The sequence below is a fragment of the Kouleothrix sp. genome (assembly GCF_046328425.1).
Taxonomy (GTDB): domain Bacteria; phylum Chloroflexota; class Chloroflexia; order Chloroflexales; family Roseiflexaceae; genus Kouleothrix.
In genome coordinates this window covers 212,615-230,985 of the sequence record NZ_JAXLWP010000010.1, presented here as the reverse complement: position 1 = coordinate 230,985, position 18,371 = coordinate 212,615, and the positions used below count along the sequence as shown (strand labels likewise).

The 18,371-nt window shown below is 63.3% G+C and carries 13 protein-coding genes, 1 tRNA gene and 3 rRNA genes; 9 read left to right on the top strand and 8 right to left on the bottom strand.

Annotated elements, in window-relative coordinates; genetic code table 11:
* Nucleotides 1-81: 81 nt before the first annotated feature.
* From U0177_RS11560 to U0177_RS11550, 3 genes are read right to left on the bottom strand one after another with little or no spacing between them, the layout of a single operon-like run.
* The gene (locus U0177_RS11560; protein ID WP_409570778.1) at nucleotides 82-1,362 is read right to left on the bottom strand and encodes a M16 family metallopeptidase; all 1,281 of its coding nucleotides are present in this window, start codon (nucleotides 1,360-1,362) and stop codon (nucleotides 82-84) included.
* Between the two features lie 9 nt (nucleotides 1,363-1,371).
* Nucleotides 1,372-2,649: a M16 family metallopeptidase gene (locus U0177_RS11555; RefSeq protein ID WP_409570777.1), complete on the bottom strand. Its 1,278-nt coding sequence runs from the start codon at nucleotides 2,647-2,649 to the stop codon at nucleotides 1,372-1,374.
* A gap of 48 nt (nucleotides 2,650-2,697) precedes the next feature.
* Nucleotides 2,698-3,606 (bottom strand): hypothetical protein, encoded by a 909-nt coding sequence (locus U0177_RS11550; protein WP_409570776.1) that lies wholly within the window; start codon nucleotides 3,604-3,606, stop codon nucleotides 2,698-2,700.
* Between the two features lie 1,007 nt (nucleotides 3,607-4,613).
* Here U0177_RS11550 and U0177_RS11545 point away from each other — a divergent pair.
* From U0177_RS11545 to U0177_RS11525, 5 genes are all read left to right on the top strand, one after another.
* A 16S ribosomal RNA gene (locus tag U0177_RS11545) occupies nucleotides 4,614-6,054 on the top strand.
* A gap of 196 nt (nucleotides 6,055-6,250) precedes the next feature.
* Nucleotides 6,251-9,178 (top strand): 23S ribosomal RNA (locus tag U0177_RS11540).
* Between the two features lie 71 nt (nucleotides 9,179-9,249).
* A 5S ribosomal RNA gene (gene rrf, locus U0177_RS11535) occupies nucleotides 9,250-9,361 on the top strand.
* Together the 16S, 23S and 5S rRNA genes with 1 tRNA gene alongside form the textbook arrangement of a ribosomal RNA operon.
* Before the next feature lie 5 nt (nucleotides 9,362-9,366).
* Nucleotides 9,367-9,441: transfer RNA gene (locus U0177_RS11530), tRNA-Met, on the top strand.
* A gap of 144 nt (nucleotides 9,442-9,585) precedes the next feature.
* Nucleotides 9,586-10,770, top strand: coding sequence for a glycosyltransferase family 4 protein (locus U0177_RS11525; protein WP_409570775.1), 1,185 nt, complete (start codon nucleotides 9,586-9,588; stop codon nucleotides 10,768-10,770).
* Here the strand turns inward: U0177_RS11525 and U0177_RS11520 are convergent.
* A complete protein-coding gene (locus U0177_RS11520; protein WP_409570774.1) occupies nucleotides 10,748-11,542 on the bottom strand; it encodes a class I SAM-dependent methyltransferase in 795 nt (264 codons plus the stop codon). The genes U0177_RS11525 and U0177_RS11520 overlap by 23 nt on opposite strands.
* 34 nt (nucleotides 11,543-11,576) lie before the next feature.
* Between U0177_RS11520 and U0177_RS11515 the strand changes: the two genes are divergently transcribed.
* On the top strand, nucleotides 11,577-12,533 hold the full coding sequence (locus U0177_RS11515; RefSeq protein ID WP_409570773.1) for a glycosyltransferase: 957 nt from the start codon (nucleotides 11,577-11,579) through the stop codon (nucleotides 12,531-12,533).
* Between the two features lie 11 nt (nucleotides 12,534-12,544).
* Entirely contained in the window at nucleotides 12,545-13,681 is a 1,137-nt protein-coding gene (locus U0177_RS11510; RefSeq protein WP_409570772.1) for a glycosyltransferase family 4 protein, read from the top strand.
* Between the two features lie 33 nt (nucleotides 13,682-13,714).
* On the opposite strand, the gene U0177_RS11505 is transcribed toward U0177_RS11510, so the two are convergent.
* Entirely contained in the window at nucleotides 13,715-14,653 is a 939-nt protein-coding gene (locus tag U0177_RS11505; protein ID WP_409570771.1) for a universal stress protein, read from the bottom strand.
* Between the two features lie 102 nt (nucleotides 14,654-14,755).
* Entirely contained in the window at nucleotides 14,756-15,193 is a 438-nt protein-coding gene (locus tag U0177_RS11500) for an OsmC family protein (RefSeq protein ID WP_409570770.1), read from the bottom strand.
* A 234-nt stretch (nucleotides 15,194-15,427) separates the two neighbouring features.
* Here U0177_RS11500 and U0177_RS11495 point away from each other — a divergent pair, with 234 nt between their 5' ends.
* Nucleotides 15,428-15,931 (top strand): CBS domain-containing protein, encoded by a 504-nt coding sequence (locus U0177_RS11495; RefSeq protein WP_409570769.1) that lies wholly within the window; start codon nucleotides 15,428-15,430, stop codon nucleotides 15,929-15,931.
* 221 nt (nucleotides 15,932-16,152) lie between these two features.
* Complete coding sequence (locus U0177_RS11490; RefSeq protein WP_409570768.1) at nucleotides 16,153-17,205, top strand: histone deacetylase; 1,053 nt, start codon at nucleotides 16,153-16,155, stop codon at nucleotides 17,203-17,205.
* 104 nt (nucleotides 17,206-17,309) lie between these two features.
* On the opposite strand, the gene U0177_RS11485 is transcribed toward U0177_RS11490, so the two are convergent.
* Both U0177_RS11485 and U0177_RS11480 read right to left on the bottom strand, forming a co-directional pair.
* Nucleotides 17,310-17,738 carry an ester cyclase gene (locus U0177_RS11485; RefSeq protein ID WP_409570767.1) on the bottom strand — a complete coding sequence of 143 codons (429 nt, stop codon included), beginning with the start codon at nucleotides 17,736-17,738 and terminating at the stop codon, nucleotides 17,310-17,312.
* 139 nt (nucleotides 17,739-17,877) lie between these two features.
* On the bottom strand, nucleotides 17,878-18,291 hold the full coding sequence (locus U0177_RS11480) for a hypothetical protein (RefSeq protein ID WP_409570766.1): 414 nt from the start codon (nucleotides 18,289-18,291) through the stop codon (nucleotides 17,878-17,880).
* Nucleotides 18,292-18,371 lie beyond the last annotated feature (80 nt).

The following is an 18,371-nucleotide window of genomic DNA, read 5'->3' as shown; positions in this document are numbered from 1 at the left end:
CGCGGAAAAACCTCATAACTGCCGCAGACTGCAGTCTCACCGCATTCAGGCACTCAACAGCGAGCTGCGCAAGTCTCACTGTTACTGGCTCGGCGGCCCAGCCGTGACGAGCACATAATCCTCGGTCGAAAGGTACTTGCGCGCCGTCTCGACGATCTGCTCGGCGCTGATGCCGCGGATGATCGCCGGGTAGCGCGAGATATAGTCCAGGCCCAGGCCGTAGCGCTCGATCCCCAGCAGCGTGCCGGCAATGCCGTCGTTGGTCTCAAGCCCCAGCGCCAGGCTGCCGGTCAGGTAGTCGCGCGCATCGTTCAGCTCCTCGGCGGTCGGGCCGTTGGCGCAGAATTCGCCCACCTCGTGCACAATCGCCGCGGCTGCGCGCTCGACATTTGCCGGGTTGATACCAGCCAGCGCGGCCCATGGCCCCGCCCCCAGGTCGGCGTCAATGCTGCTACCGCACGAATAGGCCAGCCCCTGCCGCTCGCGCACATTATCGCCTAGCCGCCCGCCCAACCCGAGCCGCCCAAGGATCATGTTCGCGACATTCGCGGCGTAGAAATCTGGGCTGGTGCGGCTCAGGCCATGAACGCAGTAGATCAGATCGCTCTGCACCTTGCCGTTCAGCACAATGTCGCGCCGCTGCACGCCGCTGATCTGCCGCGCCGGCGGCAGCTCCTGCGTCGGCGGGCCGGCGCCCGGCTCCCACACGCCGAAGAAGCGCTCGATCGCCGCGATCACGCGCGGCGGATCGATGTCGCCCACAATCGCAATCGTCGTCGCGGCCGGGTGGTACAGCCGGTGAAACGCCGCCAGATCGTCGGATGTGATCGCCTGCACCGTCGCGATCGTACCGCTGCTTAGCCGGCTATACGGGTGCTCGGGCGCGAACAGCAGTGCGCGCGCGGCCCGCGAGGCTTGCACACGCGTTTCTTGCTCGCTCTCGCGCAGGTTCATCAGAAACTGGCTACGCAGCCGCTCGACCTCCTGCGCCGGGAAGGTCGGCCGCTGAATCATGTCGGCCAGAATCTCCAGGATCAATTCCAGATCTTCTGCCAGCGCGCGGCCGGCAAAGCTGCTGCTATGCATCCCGCCGCCCGCGTTCACGCTCGCGCCTAGCGCCTCGGTCTCGGCTACAATCTGCTGAAATGTACGCGTGTGCGTTCCACGTATCAGCGCCGCGCCAGTGAACACTGCCAGCCCATTCTGCTCCGCGCGCTCGTTCACCGCGCCAACTCGCACCTCGCCGCGCACCGTCACAATCGGCACACTCGAGTTATGCTGCAGCAGCAGCACCAGCCCGTTCGGCAGCACGTGCCGAATAGCGGTCTCGATCGTCGCGGCGCGACCATTGCTCGCTGTCATACCGTATCCTTACTCCTCACCGGTCGGTAGGAAGTGCCCAACCGTACGGTAGCGCTCGATCAGGTAGGCTTGGGCCACGCGCTGCACATCGGCGGCCTGCACCGCCGCCAGCTCGTCGAGCAGCGTATCGAGCCGGGTGTAGCGATCGAGCACTTCCCACATGCCCAACCGCAACGCCTGCTGCGTCACGCTCTCGCTCGCATACGCCATCTGCGCGCGCGATTGCTTGATCGCCTTGGTCACCTCGGCCAGCTCGACGCCGTCCTGCTGGATCTTCTCGATCTCGCCAATCAGCGCAGCCTCGATCTCCGCCGCGCTATGGCCCTCCTGCACCGTCGCGTCAAGCTCAAACAGGTATGGGTCGTGCATGGCCCGGAAGCCGCTGCCGGCATACGCCGCCAGCTGCGTCTCGATCAGCGCGCGGTAGATCCGCGCACTGCGGTGCGTTGCCGCGCCGCCGCCAAAACCCATGCCCTTCGCGCCCGAAAGCACCGCGTCGAGGATCACCAGCGGCGCGAAGTCGGGGTGCTTGCAGCTTGGCGTGTGGTAGGCGATCTGCACATACTCGGCCGGGCCGGGCCGCCGCACAACCACGCGCCGTTCACCCTGCTGCTCGGGTTCCTCGCCCCGAACCGCCGGAATGCGCGGGCCGGTCGGCAGACCGCCGAAATAATGCTCAACTTTGTGCATCAGCGCGCTGGTATCGAAATCGCCCACCAGCACCAGCACGGCATTATTCGGCATGTAGTACGTCTGATAGTGATTAAAAAGCTCGTCGCGCGTTATGGCACGCAGGTCGCTCTTCCAACCAATCACTTCTTGCCGGTACGGGTGCGCCTGAAACGCCGCCGCCATCAGCGCCTCCGAGAGCCACCACTCCGGGTCGTTCTCGTGGCCCTCGCGCTCCGATATAATCACCGTACGCTCGCTATCGACCTCGGCCGGGTCGAATAGCGAGTTAATCATGCGATCCGACTCGATCTGCAGCCCTAGCTCGATCCGGTCGGCCGGCAGCGTCTCGAAGTACGCGGTGTAATCCTGCGAGGTAAAGCCGTTGAACGAGCCACCGTTGCGCGCAATCAGCCGGTCCATCTCGCCTTTCGGGATATTCGGCGTGCCCTTGAACAGCATATGCTCGACCCAGTGCGAAATCCCGGTGGTGCCGGGGGTTTCGTTGCGCGCCCCCACCCGGTACCATACGCAGCACGTCGCCACCGGCGCCGAGTGTGCCTCGCGCGTCAGCACCAGCATGCCATTTGGTAACACATGTTCCTGTACAGCGGTCATTGGCCAACCTTTCGTCAACCACTCGAACTTATCAGCAATGCGCGCTACTCAAAGCTGCGCCTGCGCCATGCGCGGCCAGCCGGGGTCGCGCTTCAAACGCTCGCCTAGGGCGATCAAGTCGGCGCTGCGCTCCTCGATCACGCTATTCGCCAGCGCCGGGTCGTCGAGCAGGCCACCAACCAGCACCGGCACATCGACGATTGATTTGATGCCGGCGGCCAGTGGAACCTGCCAGCCGGGGAACTGTGCCACCAGTGCGCTAGGGGGCGCCTTGGCGTTGATCTCGATCAGGTTCACTCCAGCTGCGGCCAGCAATGTTGCGATCACCCGCGCCTCGCGCAGATCAAGGCCACCTGGCGCAAACTCTTCGACATTAAGGCGCGCGCCGATCACAAAGCCGGTGCCATAGCGCCGCGCCAGTGTTTCAGCGACATCGACAAGCAGCCGCAGCCTGCCAACCACATCGCCGCCATACCGATCGCTGCGCTGGTTTTGCAGCGGCGAAAGCAGCTGCTCGAACGGCCCACCGTCGGCGGCCGAAAACATGACCCCATCGGCCCCTGCCATGCGCGCGCGCTGTGCTGCGCCCACAAACGCCGCCCCGATCGCCAGCAGCTCCGCCTCGCCCGAATGCGCTAGCCACAGCGGCTGGTCGAGCATCACCAGCGCCCCAGCACCATGCGCGTGCAAATTGCGAATACACCCGGCTAAGGCGAATAGCTGCGCATCGCTGTACAGCCCCAGGTGCGCGCTCAGGCCATCGCGCGGCGGCAGCACATACGTCGCCTCGAACACAATCAGGCCGGCGCCGCCCCTCGCGCGCTGCGTGTAATACACCCCGGCCTGGCTCGAGAGGGCGCCATCTGGCAGCGCGAGCCCGCTTGGAAGCGCCTCGAGCGCCACACGGTTCAAGAGACGCAGGTTGCCAAGGCGTACCGGGCTAAACAGTGGAGCCATATCGATGTTCGAGCATAATTGGCCGCCCGCGCAGGCACGGCATGGGGCAGCCGCGGCTTCAAAATTGTGTACGTGCCGGCGCTATTATACCGTAACAGGCCATACGCAGGGGACGCAAGGCTTCATCACTTCCGCGAATGCCCTTGTGGCCGGTAGTGCTCACAAACACAAGTTACGCGGTGCGCGTTTTTGTCTTCGGCAGGGCGGTACTTTTTCGTGGATGGCGCTCAGAAGCTGTCTGAAAAGGGTGGTTTGGAGGGACTTCGCTGTCCCTCTAAATATCAACTTTTTCTGGCGGGTGGCGGCCACATTCGTGGCTGCCACCCGCCAGAAAGGAAGTGCGAGAGGCATAGCCCCTCGCACTTCCCTTTCAAACAGGTTTCAAAAGTACAATACCACACCAGATGCTGCCGCAGGCAGAACAAGCCCATATCGCAGGCGACTGCAAGTCCTGTCTCAAAGAAAAGTATTTTGCTGGCTGGCAGCCGCCCAAATTCGCTCTATATCTCATGCTGGGAAAAGGCGCAAAAAGGCACCCTAATGCCAAAAAAGCCACTGTTAAAGTTCTTTTACAGCGTGCTTGACAAGTACGGGGGAGGGTGGTATACTCCGCCACGTTGCGAGTGCGGGTGGCCACCGCCGCACGGCTCGCTTCCGTTGACAACCACGCGCTGCTCGCACTCGTCGCTGCGCCGCTGCTCTTGACAGCCCGCCGCACCTGTGCTATACTGCGCCTCGTTGGTCGCCGTCGTCTCACCGCTTCACCGCGGTAGACCCAACAATCCGGGTTCTGGGCTTCTCCCTCCCTCGCGAACCGCGCCGCTGCCTCCGCAGCGGAGACGTCGCCAGGTGGCTCGCACGCCTCCGCGTCGATGCCCCCTGGTTTTTTGTTCGCCTTCCGTCTCGCCCGCCCGGCTGCACCTTCACAACTGAATCGTGATGATGACCACATCGCGTCCAGCGTCGGCTGGTGGTCCGTCGGAGCTCGCTCCGACCCCTCCAGCCATTCTATGAAGAGTTTGATCCTGGCTCAGGACGAACGCTGGCGGCGTGCCTAATGCATGCAAGTCGCACGCAGAGGCTTCGGCTTCTGAGTGGCGCACGGCTGAGGAACACGTGGGAACCTGCCCGACCGTGGGGGATAACGCGCCGAAAGGCACGCTAATCCCGCATACGCTCGCAAGAGGAAAGCGGCAACGCGCGGTCGGAGGGGCCTGCGGCCCATCAGGTCGTTGGCGGGGTAACGGCCCACCAAGCCGATGACGGGTAGCTGGTCTGTGAGGACAGACAGCCAGACTGGGACTGAGACACGGCCCAGACCTACGCGGAGGCAGCAGCAAGGAATTTTCGGGTCATCGGGCGCAAGCCTGAACGAGCAACGCCGCGTGGAGGACGACGGCCTTCGGGTTGTAAACTCCTCTTTGCGGGGGATGACATCGACCGGCACCTGCGAATCAGGCCGGCCATCCCGCGCCAGCAGTTTCAGCGGCACGACAGGTCGCCGTCCGGACGATCAGCGCGCCGCTGCTCGGCAGCAAGGTCAGCACCGTGGGTGTGAAACCCGCTGGCCAACCGCCAGACGCCACCGCATACGGCGCCACCTCGCCCACCGGCAGAGGCCCGCAACGCCGGTGCAGCGGCAACGCGCAGGACGGCATGAATACCGGCAAAAGCACAACTGGCCAACTGATCGCCAGGAAGAAAGCGTGGGGAGCGAACCCGACGATTACCCGGTAATCACGCTGCGCACCCGCATATCCAGCATCTGGCGGGCTGATCTCAAGCGCTGGCCTGGAAGCATCGCGGTGGTGGTTCCACTGGAGAAACCGCTGGTGCTGGTCGCAAACCCAGCAGATCGACGGGGCGGCCCGCACAAGCAGCGGAGCGTGGGAGCGATCCGACGTAACGCCAGCAAACCCACCCAGGTTTGACATGGCACCGTAAGCCCGCGAAAGCAACGCCTCGAGGGTGTGCCACAGATGCTGCATGTCGTCAGTCAGCTCGTGTCGAGATGTTGGGTTAAGTCCCGCATGAGCGCAACCCCTACGGTCAGTTACTTGTGTCTGGCCGGACTGCCCTTTTCGGGAGGAAGGCGGGGATGACGTCAAGTCCGCATGGCTCTTACGCCTGGGGCGACACACACGCTACAATGCCGGTGACAGTGCGCCGCGACCGCGAGGGGCAGCAAATCGCCAACCACCGGGTCTACAGTGCAGACGGGGGCTGCAACTGCCCCATGAAGGCGGAGTTGCCAGTAACCGCGTATCAGCCATGGCGCGCGGAATACGTACCCGGGCCTTGTACACACCGCCCGTCACGCTTATGGGAGTTGTCAATGCTTGAAGTCCGTGGGCCAACCTTCGGGAGGCAGCGGGCCGAGGGTGGGCAGCGACTGGGACGTCGTAACAAGGTAGCTGTACCGGAAGGTGCGGCTGGATCACCAGGGGAAGCCGCACTTTGGGTGCGCATCCCATCAGCTGGCGCGCGGGCGTTGTGGCCATCATCACGATTCAGGGTGATATTCCCTGCGTGGTGGAAGCTCGCTTCCGCCACGTTGTACCTTACCAAGTGCAGAGGCAAGGTTATGTCAGCTCTGGCGTTCTGCCAGAGCGCGTTCGAGATCGTCCACCAGAGGTCTTCCTTCAGGGAAGACATTATAAGGCAGAGGGTGATGCCCCGGCGCTGCGTGCCGATGAAGGACGCGGCATTGCTGCGATAAGCGGGGGGAGCCGCGAGCGGGCATTGATCCTCCGATTTCCAGAATGGGCAACCCGGCTACCTGCGGGTAGTCACCGCCATTGGCGGAGGGCCCGGGGAACTGAAACATCTCACGTACCCCGAGGAACAGAGAGTATCCCCGTAGTAGCGGCGAGCGAACCGGGGGCAGCCTACCGTTTCCGTGTCAAGCCGGCAGGCGCTGGTGAGGCGGAGCCAAAGACTGAGCAGGTGCGCTGCCGCGCATCGCTGGAGTAGCTACGACCCATTCGAAGACGTCTGGAAAGCGTCGCCAGAGACCGTGACAGCCGGGTAGGAGACTGGTTTGTAGCTCCAGGCTTGGTTCTGAGTAGCGCCGGACACGAGTAATCCGCGTGAAGCTGGGGGGCCCACCTCCCAAGGCTACATGACGCAGTGACCGATAGCGCACATAACGTGAGGGAACGGTGAAAGTACACCGGCGAGGGGAGTGAAAGAGATCCTGAAACTGTCTGCTTACGTGCAGTCGAAGGCGAGATCTTTGTGTGCTGCCTGACGGCGTGCCTTTTGGAGTATGATCCGGCGAGTACTCTGCGGCCGTTGGCGCCAGTCATAGGCGGAGCCACAGCGAAAGCGAAATTGAATAGGGCGCGCGTCGCGGGGGGTAGACCCGGAAAACCGCTTGAGCTATCCATGGTCAGGCTGAAGCGTCCGTAACAGGACGTGGAGGGCCGCACCGGTGTAGGTTACAAACTGTCGGATGAACTGTGGATAGGGGTGAAATGCCAAATCGAAAGCGGAGATAGCTGGTTCTCCCCGAAATGGTGACGAGGTGCAGCCCGGGTGTCGGGGCTGCCTGAGGTAGAGCACTGCTGTTGTGCGGGGGCTTCACCGCCTACCAAGCGACGGCAAACTCCGAATGCAGGCAGCTTACCCCCGAGTGAGACAGTGGGCGCAAACGTTCATTGTCAAAAGGAAACAACCCAGACTGCAGCTAAGGTCCCGAAATCCATAAGCGAGTGGCAAAGGATGTGTCGTTGCATAAACAACCAGGAGGTTGGCTTAGAAGCAGCCACCCTTGAAAGAGTGCGTAACAGCTCACTGGTCGGCGGACGGCGCGCCGATAATCCAACGGGGCAAAAGATGGTACCGAAGCTCAGGAGGCGGATAATCCCTGCGTGGTAGGGGAGCGTCGGCAGGCCGGCGAAGCGGCAGCGGAAGCCAGCCGTGGAGGCCTGTCGAGTGCGAATGCCGGAACGAGTAACAGAGAAGGGGCGTGCGAACCGCCCCCACCGAAAGCCTGAGGGTTCCGCCGCAAGGGTGATCCGCGGCGGGTTAGTCGGGCCTAAGGGGCGCCTCAACAGGCGACCACCGATGGACAACGGGTAGACATTCCCGTACTATGGTTCGTTCGTTTGACCAATGCCGGATGCTGATGGGGATCTGCCGCGGCGAGACGTGCGCCGTCCAAGCTGGTAGGGAGGCGCTGGTTAGTCCCAGCGTCGGTGACCGAGAGGCGAGTGCGAGTGGGGGTGGCAACACCCACCGCAAGGGCAGGGCACCTACGCAGTCGAGAAAGGCCGGCTCGGGAGAACGACCATACCCGTACCGCAAACCGACACAGGTAGGCTGGCTGAGCAAGCTAAGGTGGACGAGTGATCCCGGGTTAAGGAACTCGGCAATTTACCCCCGTACCTTCGGTAGAAGGGGGGCTCCTGGCGGTGACCCGCCTTGCGCGGCGAGCGGCTGGGAGCGGCACAAACCAGGCCCAGGCGACTGGATAACAGAACCACAGGTCCCTGCTAAAGTCGTAAGACGATGTATAGGGGCTGATGCCTGCCCAGTGCTGGAAGGTTAAGGGGAGGCGTTCACGCGCCGAACCGAAGCCCCAGTGAACGGCGGCTGTAACTATAACAGTCCTAAGGTAGCGAAATTCCTTGTCGGGTAAGTTCCGACCCGCACGAAAGGCATCACGATCTGGGCAGTGTCTCAACCCGGGGCTCGGTGAAACTGCGATCACGGTTAGGACGCCGTGAACCCGTAGCAGGACAAAAAGACCCCATGGAGCTTTACTACAGCTTGCCATTGGATGCGATCCACGGCTGCGTAGCATAGGTGGGAGCCGGTGAACCCGCCCTTGCGGGGGCGGGGGAGGCAGCAGTGAAATACCACTCTGTCGTGGATTGCGTCCTCACGTGGGTGTCCCACGGACCGTGGCTGGTGGGTAGTTTGTCTGGGGCGGACGCCTCCCAAAAGGTAACGGAGGCGCGCAATGGTTCCCTCACGCGGGATGGCAACCCGCGGGCGAGTGCAAAGGCACAAGGGAGCTTGACTGCAAGGCAAACCGGCCGCGCAGAGACGAAAGTCGGCCTTAGTGATCCTACGGCGCCGTGTGGAAGGGCCGTAGCTTATCGGATAAAAGCTACCCTGGGGATAACAGGCTGATCCTGCCCAAGAGTTCACATCGACGGCAGGGTTTGGCACCTCGATGTCGGCTCGTCGCATCCTGGGGCTGGAGTCGGTCCCAAGGGTTGGGCTGTTCGCCCATTAAAGCGGCACGCGAGCCGGGTTCAGAACGTCGAGACAGTTCGGTTCATCCGCTACGGGCGCCTAGTGTACTGCGCGGAGCTGATTCGGTACGAGAGGACTGATTGGACGGACTGCTGGTGGAGGAGTTGTGGGACGACCTGCAGGCTCCGTAGCTATGTCCGGCAGCAAGAACCGCTGAAAGCATCTAAGTGGGAAATGCACCGCAAGATGAGTACACTCGCGGCTTTAGGCCGGTAAGTCCCCCAGGAGATGACTGGGAACGCGACCCGAGCTGGAGGCGTGGCAACACGTGGAGGCGACGGGGGCGCATGGACGAGGGCTTCCCTGGGGGAAGACGTCGGGTGGACGAGTAGGACGCACAGACAGACCTTGCCTCGGCACTGGCCCCTGAGCCAGCAGGTAAGTGTGAAGCGCCGTGGTCCCGCCCCGTCCCATCCCGAACCGGGTCGTGAAACGCGGCAGCGCCGAAGGTACTGGCGATACCCGCTGGGAGAGTAGGTCCGTGCACCCTTTTATCGCGGCGTGGAGCAGTGGCAGCTCGTCGGGCTCATAACCCGAAGGTCGCAGGTTCGAATCCTGCCGCCGCTACCAGGCAAAGCACCCCATCTCGTATAGAGGTGGGGTGCTCTCTTTTTGTCGCAAGGCATACTTTCTCTGTGCCTATGACTGTTTAGTTGCTACGAGGTGCGCGCGCATTTATACTGGAACAGACATCGACTTGCAGTGAGATCGATCATGCGCTCGCTCCATATTCTTTCGCCAGTCGCGCCTTTTCCACCCCTCTCGGGCGGAACCGCCCATATTATGCGCACCACCCGGCAGCTCGCGCGCTTTTATCGACTACACTTTGCCGCGCTAGCGAACGACCCGGCGCAAGTGAGATGGGGGCCACTCGCCGAACTATGCGCCTCCACCCACGCGCTGCGGCGTGGGCCTGCGCGAGGCCGCTTTTTCGACCCGCCAGCAGTGCGCCAAGAGTACTCAGCCGAGCTTCACACGTATATGAATGGCGGATGGGCTGGCGATCGGCCCGAGATCGTACAGCTCGAGTTCACAAGTATGGCGCAGTACGCCCGGCTGGCGTGCGCAGCCGGCGCACTGGTGGTGTGCGTCGCGCATAATGTTGGGTTTCTCGCTCAAATACGGCGCGCTCGCCTCGAGCGCGAGCGGCGGCTGCGCGCCCGGCGCTGGCTCGGCGCACTTAGCCTGTGGCTCTACGAGCTGCGCGCCCTGCCACACTGCCACCTGGTGATCACCCTGAGCGACGCGGACAAAGCGGCACTCCAGCGCTGGTTACCGCACTTGCCCACCGAATATGTTCACTCGGCGATTGATCTTGACGAATGGCCAGTGTGCTTTTCAGCAGACGCTAGCAATGAAGTGCTCTTTGTTGGCAATTACCTGCACCCGCCGAATGTAGAAGGTGCGCTGTGGCTTGCCCGCGAGGTATGGCCGCTGGTGCGCCAGGCTCAGCCAAACGCCCGGCTGACGCTGGCCGGGCGCGACCCTACGCCAGCAATCCGGGCGCTGGCCGCGCCCGATATTCGTGTGCCCGGCGCAGTCGACGATCTAAGGGCGCTGTATGCGCGCGCAGCGCTGGTAGCAGCCCCGATCTTCTGGGGCAGCGGCGTGCGGATCAAGCTGCTCGAAGCGCTGGCCTGCGGTATGCCGGTGGTGAGCACCGCCTTGGCGGCCGAGGGGATCGATCTTCGCCACGATCAGAGCGCGTTATTTGCCGAGCAGGCTGATACTTTCGCGGCGGCCATTCATCGCCTACTGAACGACCAGCAGCTGCGCTCACAGCTTGGCGTGGCCGGCCGCGCGATCGCCGAGCGCGATTACAGCGCCAACCGGATCGGCGAGCAGCTAGCCGCGCTGTACGAGCGCCAGATTGAGCTTAAGCCGGCCGCCTTGCGATGATCGCAAGGCCGACGCCAGCCTGATACGGGGCATAGCGACGGCGCATCCACGCAACCAGCGCCAGGCCGATTGGCGCACGCCGCAGCTGGTTCGCCCGCCGCCATAGCCCGCCGCGCCGGTGGCGCTGCTCCCACTGGCGCAGCTGATAGCACCAGCGCGCCTGAGCCGCGTCGATATAATAGGCGTACTCGCACAGCTCAAGCCCACGGTCGGATAGAATCCTGCGCAGGGTTTCGGCGCTATAGTAATGATGATGCGCGTAGCTTTGATCGATGGCGGCGCGCTCGGCCGGGTTGGGCTGGTGGCCGAGCATAAGCATTGGAAACTGTTCGCTGACTGTCGAGAGCAGCAGAAAGCCACCCGGCGCAACGACACGGGCCAGCTCGTCGAACGCCGCCATATCGTTGGGTATATGCTCGATCACGCTGTTTGAAAAAACGAACTGCTGCGACGCGCTACGAAGCGGCATGTCGGTGGCCGAGGCACGCAGCAGCGCCCGATAAGCCGGCTTGTGGCGCCGTGCCCAGGCTACGCCTTCGGCGCCAAGATCAAAACCGATGCCAATGTCGCGGATAAGCGCGTGCCCAAGCACGCCATTGCCACAGCCCACGTCGAGATCGACGTGGGCCTGAAGATCGAGCCCCTGGCGCGCTGCCAGATCGACCATGACCGCGACTTCGATCGTGCGCCAGAAGACAATATACGGCGAGGTGACATGGTAGCGCAGCATGCGCGGCAGCAAGCGCGCAGTGTATGATGGAAGAATGTTCATAAATAATGCTTGTGGCTTTCTGATGAATGATGATATGTCGGCACATACCGGTACTCCGGCTAGTATAGCAGCGGTTCGAGGTAGTGCGCAAAACGCACCGGCGATAGCACGGGTCGCGCTGATCATCCCTTCGCTTGGCGGCAATGCCGAAGTGCTGCTGGCCAGCGCGCGCCGCCAGACCTGGGTAGCAGACGAGATCGAGGTAGTGCGCGGCGTGAGCCCAAATGGGCGCGCGCGCAACCAGGGCGTAGCGCGCACCAGCGCACCGCTTCTGGTATTCGTAGACGACGACGCGGTATTGGGCGACGAGCACGTGATTGCCAACTTGGTGGCGCCGCTACTGGCCGATCCAACGATCGGCGTGACAGGAGCCTCGAAGCTGCTGCCGCCCGACGCGCCGGCGTTTCAGCGCTGGGTAGCCCGCGAGGTGCCGCGCATCGAGCACCCGGTGGTAGCTCAGCCACTCGAAAGCAACCCTGACCCACCATCATTCTACTGTGAGATAACAACCACGTGCTGTGCCATGCGCCGCGAGGTATTCGAGCAGGCCGGTGGATTCAATGACCATCTGATACGCGGCGTCGATACCGAGTTCTTTGTGCGCGTGCGGCGCATGCTTGCCGAAGCGCGCGGCGTGCTGCAGCCTTCGGGCACAGCCGGGCATTACCGCTTCGTGCTGGTGCCGAACACTTGGGCCTACCACCCCGCGCCGGCCACGCTACGCGCGTTGCTGCGCAAGCACTTTTTGTATGGCATGGGCCATGCGCAGGAGGTGCGCCGCGACCCAAGCCGCGCGCGCGGGCGCAACCTGAAAACGCCACTGCACGCTGCTGCGTTCGTTCTCTTCCGCACAGCGATCCTGCTGCCGAACGTATTTCTGCCGTTTTCGTTCGCCGCGCCATCGTGGCGGCCCGGCTTCAAGCCGCTGAAAGCGCTCACTTCGTACGCCGGTGCGCTCGGCTATGTGTGGGGCTGGTACCACGACGCTTAAAAGGAGCCAGCGTGCGTATTGTTATCGACGCCCGTTATGTCAATGATCACTTTCCGGGCATCGGGCGATATGTCTACAATCTGCTTGGCGCACTCGGGCAGCTGGGCACATCGCACGAGCTGGTAGCGCTGTACAACCCCGAGCTAGCCAGCACGCGCCACGATATCGCGGCGCTCGAGCAGCACGCCATCCGGCTGGTTCGCACGTCGGCGCGGCCATTTACACTTGCCGAGCAGCGCGAGCTGCCACGGCTGCTGCGCGAGCTACAGGCCGGGCTGTTCCACGCGCCGTACTACGTACGGCCCTTCTTGAACCTGCCCTGCCCGAGCGTCACAACGCTCTACGATGCCATCCCGCGCCTATTTCCGCACGAGGTCACACTGCGCGCGCGGCTGCTATTCGACCTGCTGACACAGCTAGCGGCGCGCAGCTCACAGCATATTCTGGTGATCTCGGCCAGCGCGCGCGACGACCTAGCGGCAGCGTATGGCATAGCCCGCGCGCGCATGAGCGTAACGCCGCTCGCAGCCGACCCGCGCTTCGCGCCGCAGGAGCGCGAAGCTGTGGCGCGCACGCGCGCGCGCTATGGGCTAAACGAACCATATATTTTATGTGTCAGCTCGAACAAACCACACAAAAACTTGCCCATCCTGGTAGCCGCATTCGAAAAGCTCAAGGCGGCGTGGGCAGCGCCGCTACGGCTGGTGATCGCGGGCCACTGGGATGCGCGCTACCCCGAGGCACAGCAAGCCGCCGCACAGCTAGGCGAACAGATCTGCTTTCTACCAGGCATCGCCGAGGCCGACCTACCGGGGCTGTACTGCGGTGCCGAAGTATTCGCCTTCCCATCGCGCTACGAGGGCTTCGGGCTGCCGCCGCTCGAGGCGCTGGCCTGCGGCGCGCCGGTGGTTTGCAGCAATACGTCGAGCCTGCCGGAGGTGGTAGGCGACGCAGCGCTGCTGGTCGAGCCAGCGGCCGACGCGCTGGCGGAAGGAATGATGCAGGTACTGAGCAACGCCACGCTGCGCGAACGCCTACGCGCGGCCGGGCCTGCCCGAGCGGCGCATTTCTCGTGGCGGGCCACTGCCGCAGCCACGCTGGCAGTATACGAGCACGCAGGGCGCCCCAACGCATTCGGGGGCAGCTAAGCTGCCCCCGAACACCACCACCCACCGAACAATCTAGCTGACGCGCACCAGCAGCAGCGGGATATGCGCAGCGTGCAGCACTTTATCGGCCACACTACCCATTGCCCAGCGCCGCAGGCCACCACGGCCGTGTGTAGCCATCACAATCAGGCTAATATTCTGCCGAGTAGCTTCGTCGACGATCACCTCGGCGGCTGGCCCATTTTCAACGATGCTCGCAACCGCAACGCCCCCAGCGCGCACCTGATCGGCGAGCATCGCCAGATTTCGCTTGGCCTGATCGTGGAGCGCGCCGACAGTGGTGCCATACGGCGACACCGGCTGCGCCACCAGGCTCGGGTAGCTCTCGACGTCGGGCGAAACTGCCTCGACAAACATCAGCTCGGCGCCAGATTTCAGCGCCAGCTCGCGCGCGAGCGGCAGCGCCTGCAGCGCTAGCTCGGAGCCATCGAGCGGCAGCAGCACGCGGCTAAGCCCAAAACCCCGCTGTGAGTACTGCGTTGCACGGATAAGCAGCACCGGCACGGTCGCCGCCTGCACCACCCGGTCGGCCACGCTGCCGAGCACCCAGCGGCGCAGGCCGCTGTAGCCGTGGGTGGCCATCGCGATCAGCTTGATCTGAGAAGAATGCGCAATATCGACGATGATCTCGGGCGCCGAGCCAATCTGAACATCGAAGGTCACTTCCAGCCCGGCGTCTTCGAGCCGCGCAGCCCGCGCCGCAAGGTACGCCTCGGCGCCCGCCAATGTCTCGTCGAGGGCGACCCGGCTGCGCTCGCGCTGATGGGCTACTGGCTCGCTCACGCCATAGAGGCCGGTCATGCTTTCGACGAGAACCGACTCGGGCGCCGGCTCGCTCACCACCTGCACCAACCGCACGCTTGCGTCGAGCAACGGGGCGACGACCTGCACATACTGCAGAATCTGCTCGGCCAGCGCCGAGCCATCGAGCGGAACGAGGATCGTTTTCATGCTTTTTCCATTTCCGTCTGGGGTCGTCATCGACCCAGCGACCATGCAGCAGCGCCTGGCCGCCCGCACGAAGCCGCCCAGCGCGTACTACCGCAATCGGGATTAATCCATCGGCACAAATGCCAGCTCGCCGCTCACCACGCGAAACACCGACGTAATCGGCACGCTGGCGCCCAGCATAGCCCAGATCGGGCAGTAGCGCTCGCGCGAAAGCGCGATGGCGTGTTCGACCGCAGCCGGCTCGACATCCAGGCCGTGAACGACATACTCAAGCTGGATCGACGTAAACACAGCAGGGTGCTCATCGCGCCGGAAGCCTCGCACATGCACGTCGAGATTTTCGACCAACTGGCGCTGCTTGCGCAGAATGGCCACCACGTCCATGGCAGTACAGCCGGCCAGGCTGAGCAGCAACGTCTCCATGGGCAGCGGCCCAGCCATCCGGCTGGCGTCCATATCGATCTGGTAGCCCGAGGCGACGTTGCCGACAAAATGCATGCCGCCCTGAAGTGTCACGCTGGCTGTTAGCTCGGTTGCCATCATGGCCTCCTTGAATCGTCGTTAACTGGGTTTATGGTAACAAAGCGCCACGATCGCGACGTAAATATTTGATAACCACTGTGGATACTTTCGCAACTGCGCGCGACGGCATACAGCAGCTGAGGATAGCGAAAGCGACACAACTAGTTATCGTTCCTCAACCGCCCCTGCCGTGGATGCTGCTATGCTGGAACTACGAATCACTGGCCGGGAAGAAGCATCAGGAGGCCGACGATGAAGACGATGCGCACGAACACAACGACGCGGCGTGCGATTCCGGCCGAGGAAGAGATCCGGTTCTGGATGCGCGCGCCGGCGATCACGATCAATCTGGCGGCACCACTAAGCGAAGCGCTCGCGCTGATGCACGAGCACGATGTTCGCCGTTTGCCGGTTGTTGTCGATACCGGCGAGCTGCGGGGGATGATCACGCAGGGCGATATTCGCGGCGCCGACGTGCTGCGCGCGGCAGGCTACGATCCATTCGAGGTCGGCGAGGCGCTGCGGCGCGTGAAGGTATATGAAGTAATGAGCGAGGAGCCGGTTACGATCACGCCAGAGACCGGCCTGCGCGAAGCCGCCACGCTGATGATCGAGCATAAGATCGGCGGCATACCGGTGGTGAACCACGAGCACCATGTGCTCGGCATTATTACCGAGAGCGACCTATTCGAAGCGCTGGTGCAACAGCTCGAACACGCATCGGAGAACGATGATACCGAGGTGGGCAACATGTAGAGTGGGGTCGGTTGCCGCAAGGAACCTGTGCCCGGCTGCACTCCAGGCGCCACCATAATTCGCGATATCAGCGTCGTGATGACGCTGATTCGATCGCCGGTGAGCACACCGGCCTGTCGGGCGGATGCCTCAAACCCGCCTTAGCGCCCCAGATCTCGCACGCCTCGCCTGATCTGGGGCGCTGCTGTAGGGTAGTGGCGAAACATGGAGGTTAGATGTCTATGGCGACAGCACTTGTGAGCACCCCGGCGCACAGCGCGCACGACAACCCCGATCATGTCGAGCAGGCTGCACGGCTCAAAGCGATCCACCGCGCAATCGACGCCAGCGGCGTACGTTCCGCACTGATGGAGATCAGCTACCTTCCGGCAAGCGTGCCGCAAATTCTGGCGGCACACCAGCCGCGCGTGCTCGAGGCGGTGCGCGCAGCGGTCGCGCGCGGCGGCGGCTGGATCGACGAAGATACCTACACGACGGCCGGCTCGCTCGACGCGGCAGTGCTGGCGGCCGGCGCGTCGATCCGCGCGGTTGAAACGGTAGTGGGCGGGCAAGCCAGCAATGCATTTGCGCTCGTGCGGCCGCCTGGGCACCACGCCACGAACCAACGCCCTATGGGCTTCTGCCTGCTGAACAACGTGGCGATCGCGGCGCGGCACGCGATCATGAGCCTGGGGCTCGAGCGGGTAGCGATTGTCGATTTCGACGTGCACCACGGCAACGGCACCCAGGACTGCTTCTACGACGACGGCACGGTGCTCTTCTGCTCGACCCATGCTGCGCCGCTGTACCCCGACAGCGGCGAGATCGACGAGAACGGCTACGAAGACGGCTATGGGGCAACGCTCAACGTACCGCTGCCGCATGGCGCGGGCGACCAGGCGCTGGGGCTGGTATTCGACGAGGTGATTGTCCCGGCGCTGCGCGACTTCGCGCCACAGCTGATTCTGGTGTCGGCCGGGTTCGATGGGCACTGGGCCGACCCGCTGGGGCCGTTCACGCTTTCCACCAAAGGGTACGCCGGGCTGGTGCGCCGCCTCAAGCAGCTTGCCGAGGCGATCTGCGATGGGCGGCTGGTGATGATCCTGGAGGGCGGCTACGACCCGGTGGCGCTCGCCGACTGCGTGGTGGCCTCGCTGCAAGTGCTGCTCGACCAGCCGGTGACGGCCGATCGGCTGGGGAGATTCGACGCCAGCGAGCCCGATGTGACGCCGGTGATCAAACATATTAAGTACCACCACCCGATATTTCAGAGCCTATGGGGTGGGTGGATGTAGATCACGCGGCCAATAAGCGATATGGGCTGCGCTGCTGGCGCGCCCTGCCGAAGGCAGGGCGCGCCTTGATTCTGCCGGTGTGTGATTTTCCGCTCTCCGAGCCGCTAAGCTGGCTGTGGAGCGGGTAGAATGCCAAGCTGCGCCAGCAGCGCCACATCGTCGTCTTTGCGCCAGAACTCGGCGACCTTGCCGTCGCGCAGCCGAAACAGCTCGATCCCGCCGACCACGACCTGGCGGCCGGTGCCGGGCAGACCCATGAATTCGCCGGTGTGCGTGGCGGTATGGGTATGCAGCACGCTCACGAAATCGCCCTCGGCGACCATGCCGTCGATCGTGACGCGATGGTGCGGGAAAGCTGCGTCGAACATGCCCAGCAGCTGCTTAAACGCATCGACGCCGTGGGCCTCGCCCATGAACGGGTCGTGCACGACGACATCGGCGGCGTACAGCTCGTCGATCACCGAAGCGCGCTCCTGATTGATCACTTCCTCGTACAGCCGGCGCACGATCGCCTTGTTCTGCTCGGTAGCCATTGCCCTTGCTCCTTTTGATTATTACGGTGGCTACCAGATCGTGCGATGAGATGCGGCGGTTTGGATGAGTGTTTTTGATTTCGGCTCGGCGGCGGGTAGAATCGGCCCATATTGCAGGCCGCCGCGCTTCGCATGCCAGCTAAAGATGCCAAGGGAATTGCTGCCAGGGAATGACGATACGGCGGTAGACATGAATGCGTGCCAGGCTTGGATCTGTACGATCAGGCTCCACCACGGCCTCCTCCACCAAGAAGCCGAGGGAGACGCGTTCGAATCGCAGTGGAATAACTGGATTATAGCTCGTCCCAGCCAAGTCCGGCCGCCCCAAGGAGGTTTGTCGCTTCCACTGCTGCGCTTCGATCATGCGGATCGTGTCCCAGTACCAGGCGTAGGGCGGGCCAGGGCAACGATAGCTGATGTATTGCTCCCCGAGCCGCAGATTGGCCACCTGGATCTCAGCCGCGCCGGGCGCCAGGAAGATGGCAACCGGTGGGCGGAGTGCCAGCCACGAGAGGGCGCCGCAGGCGCCTATGGCCAGGATGATGGCGATCAAGCCAACGACGCGTCTCATCGATCACCTCGCTCAGGCGTTGCTATGGCAGCAGCGTGCTACTGTGTATGCATATGCCCGCA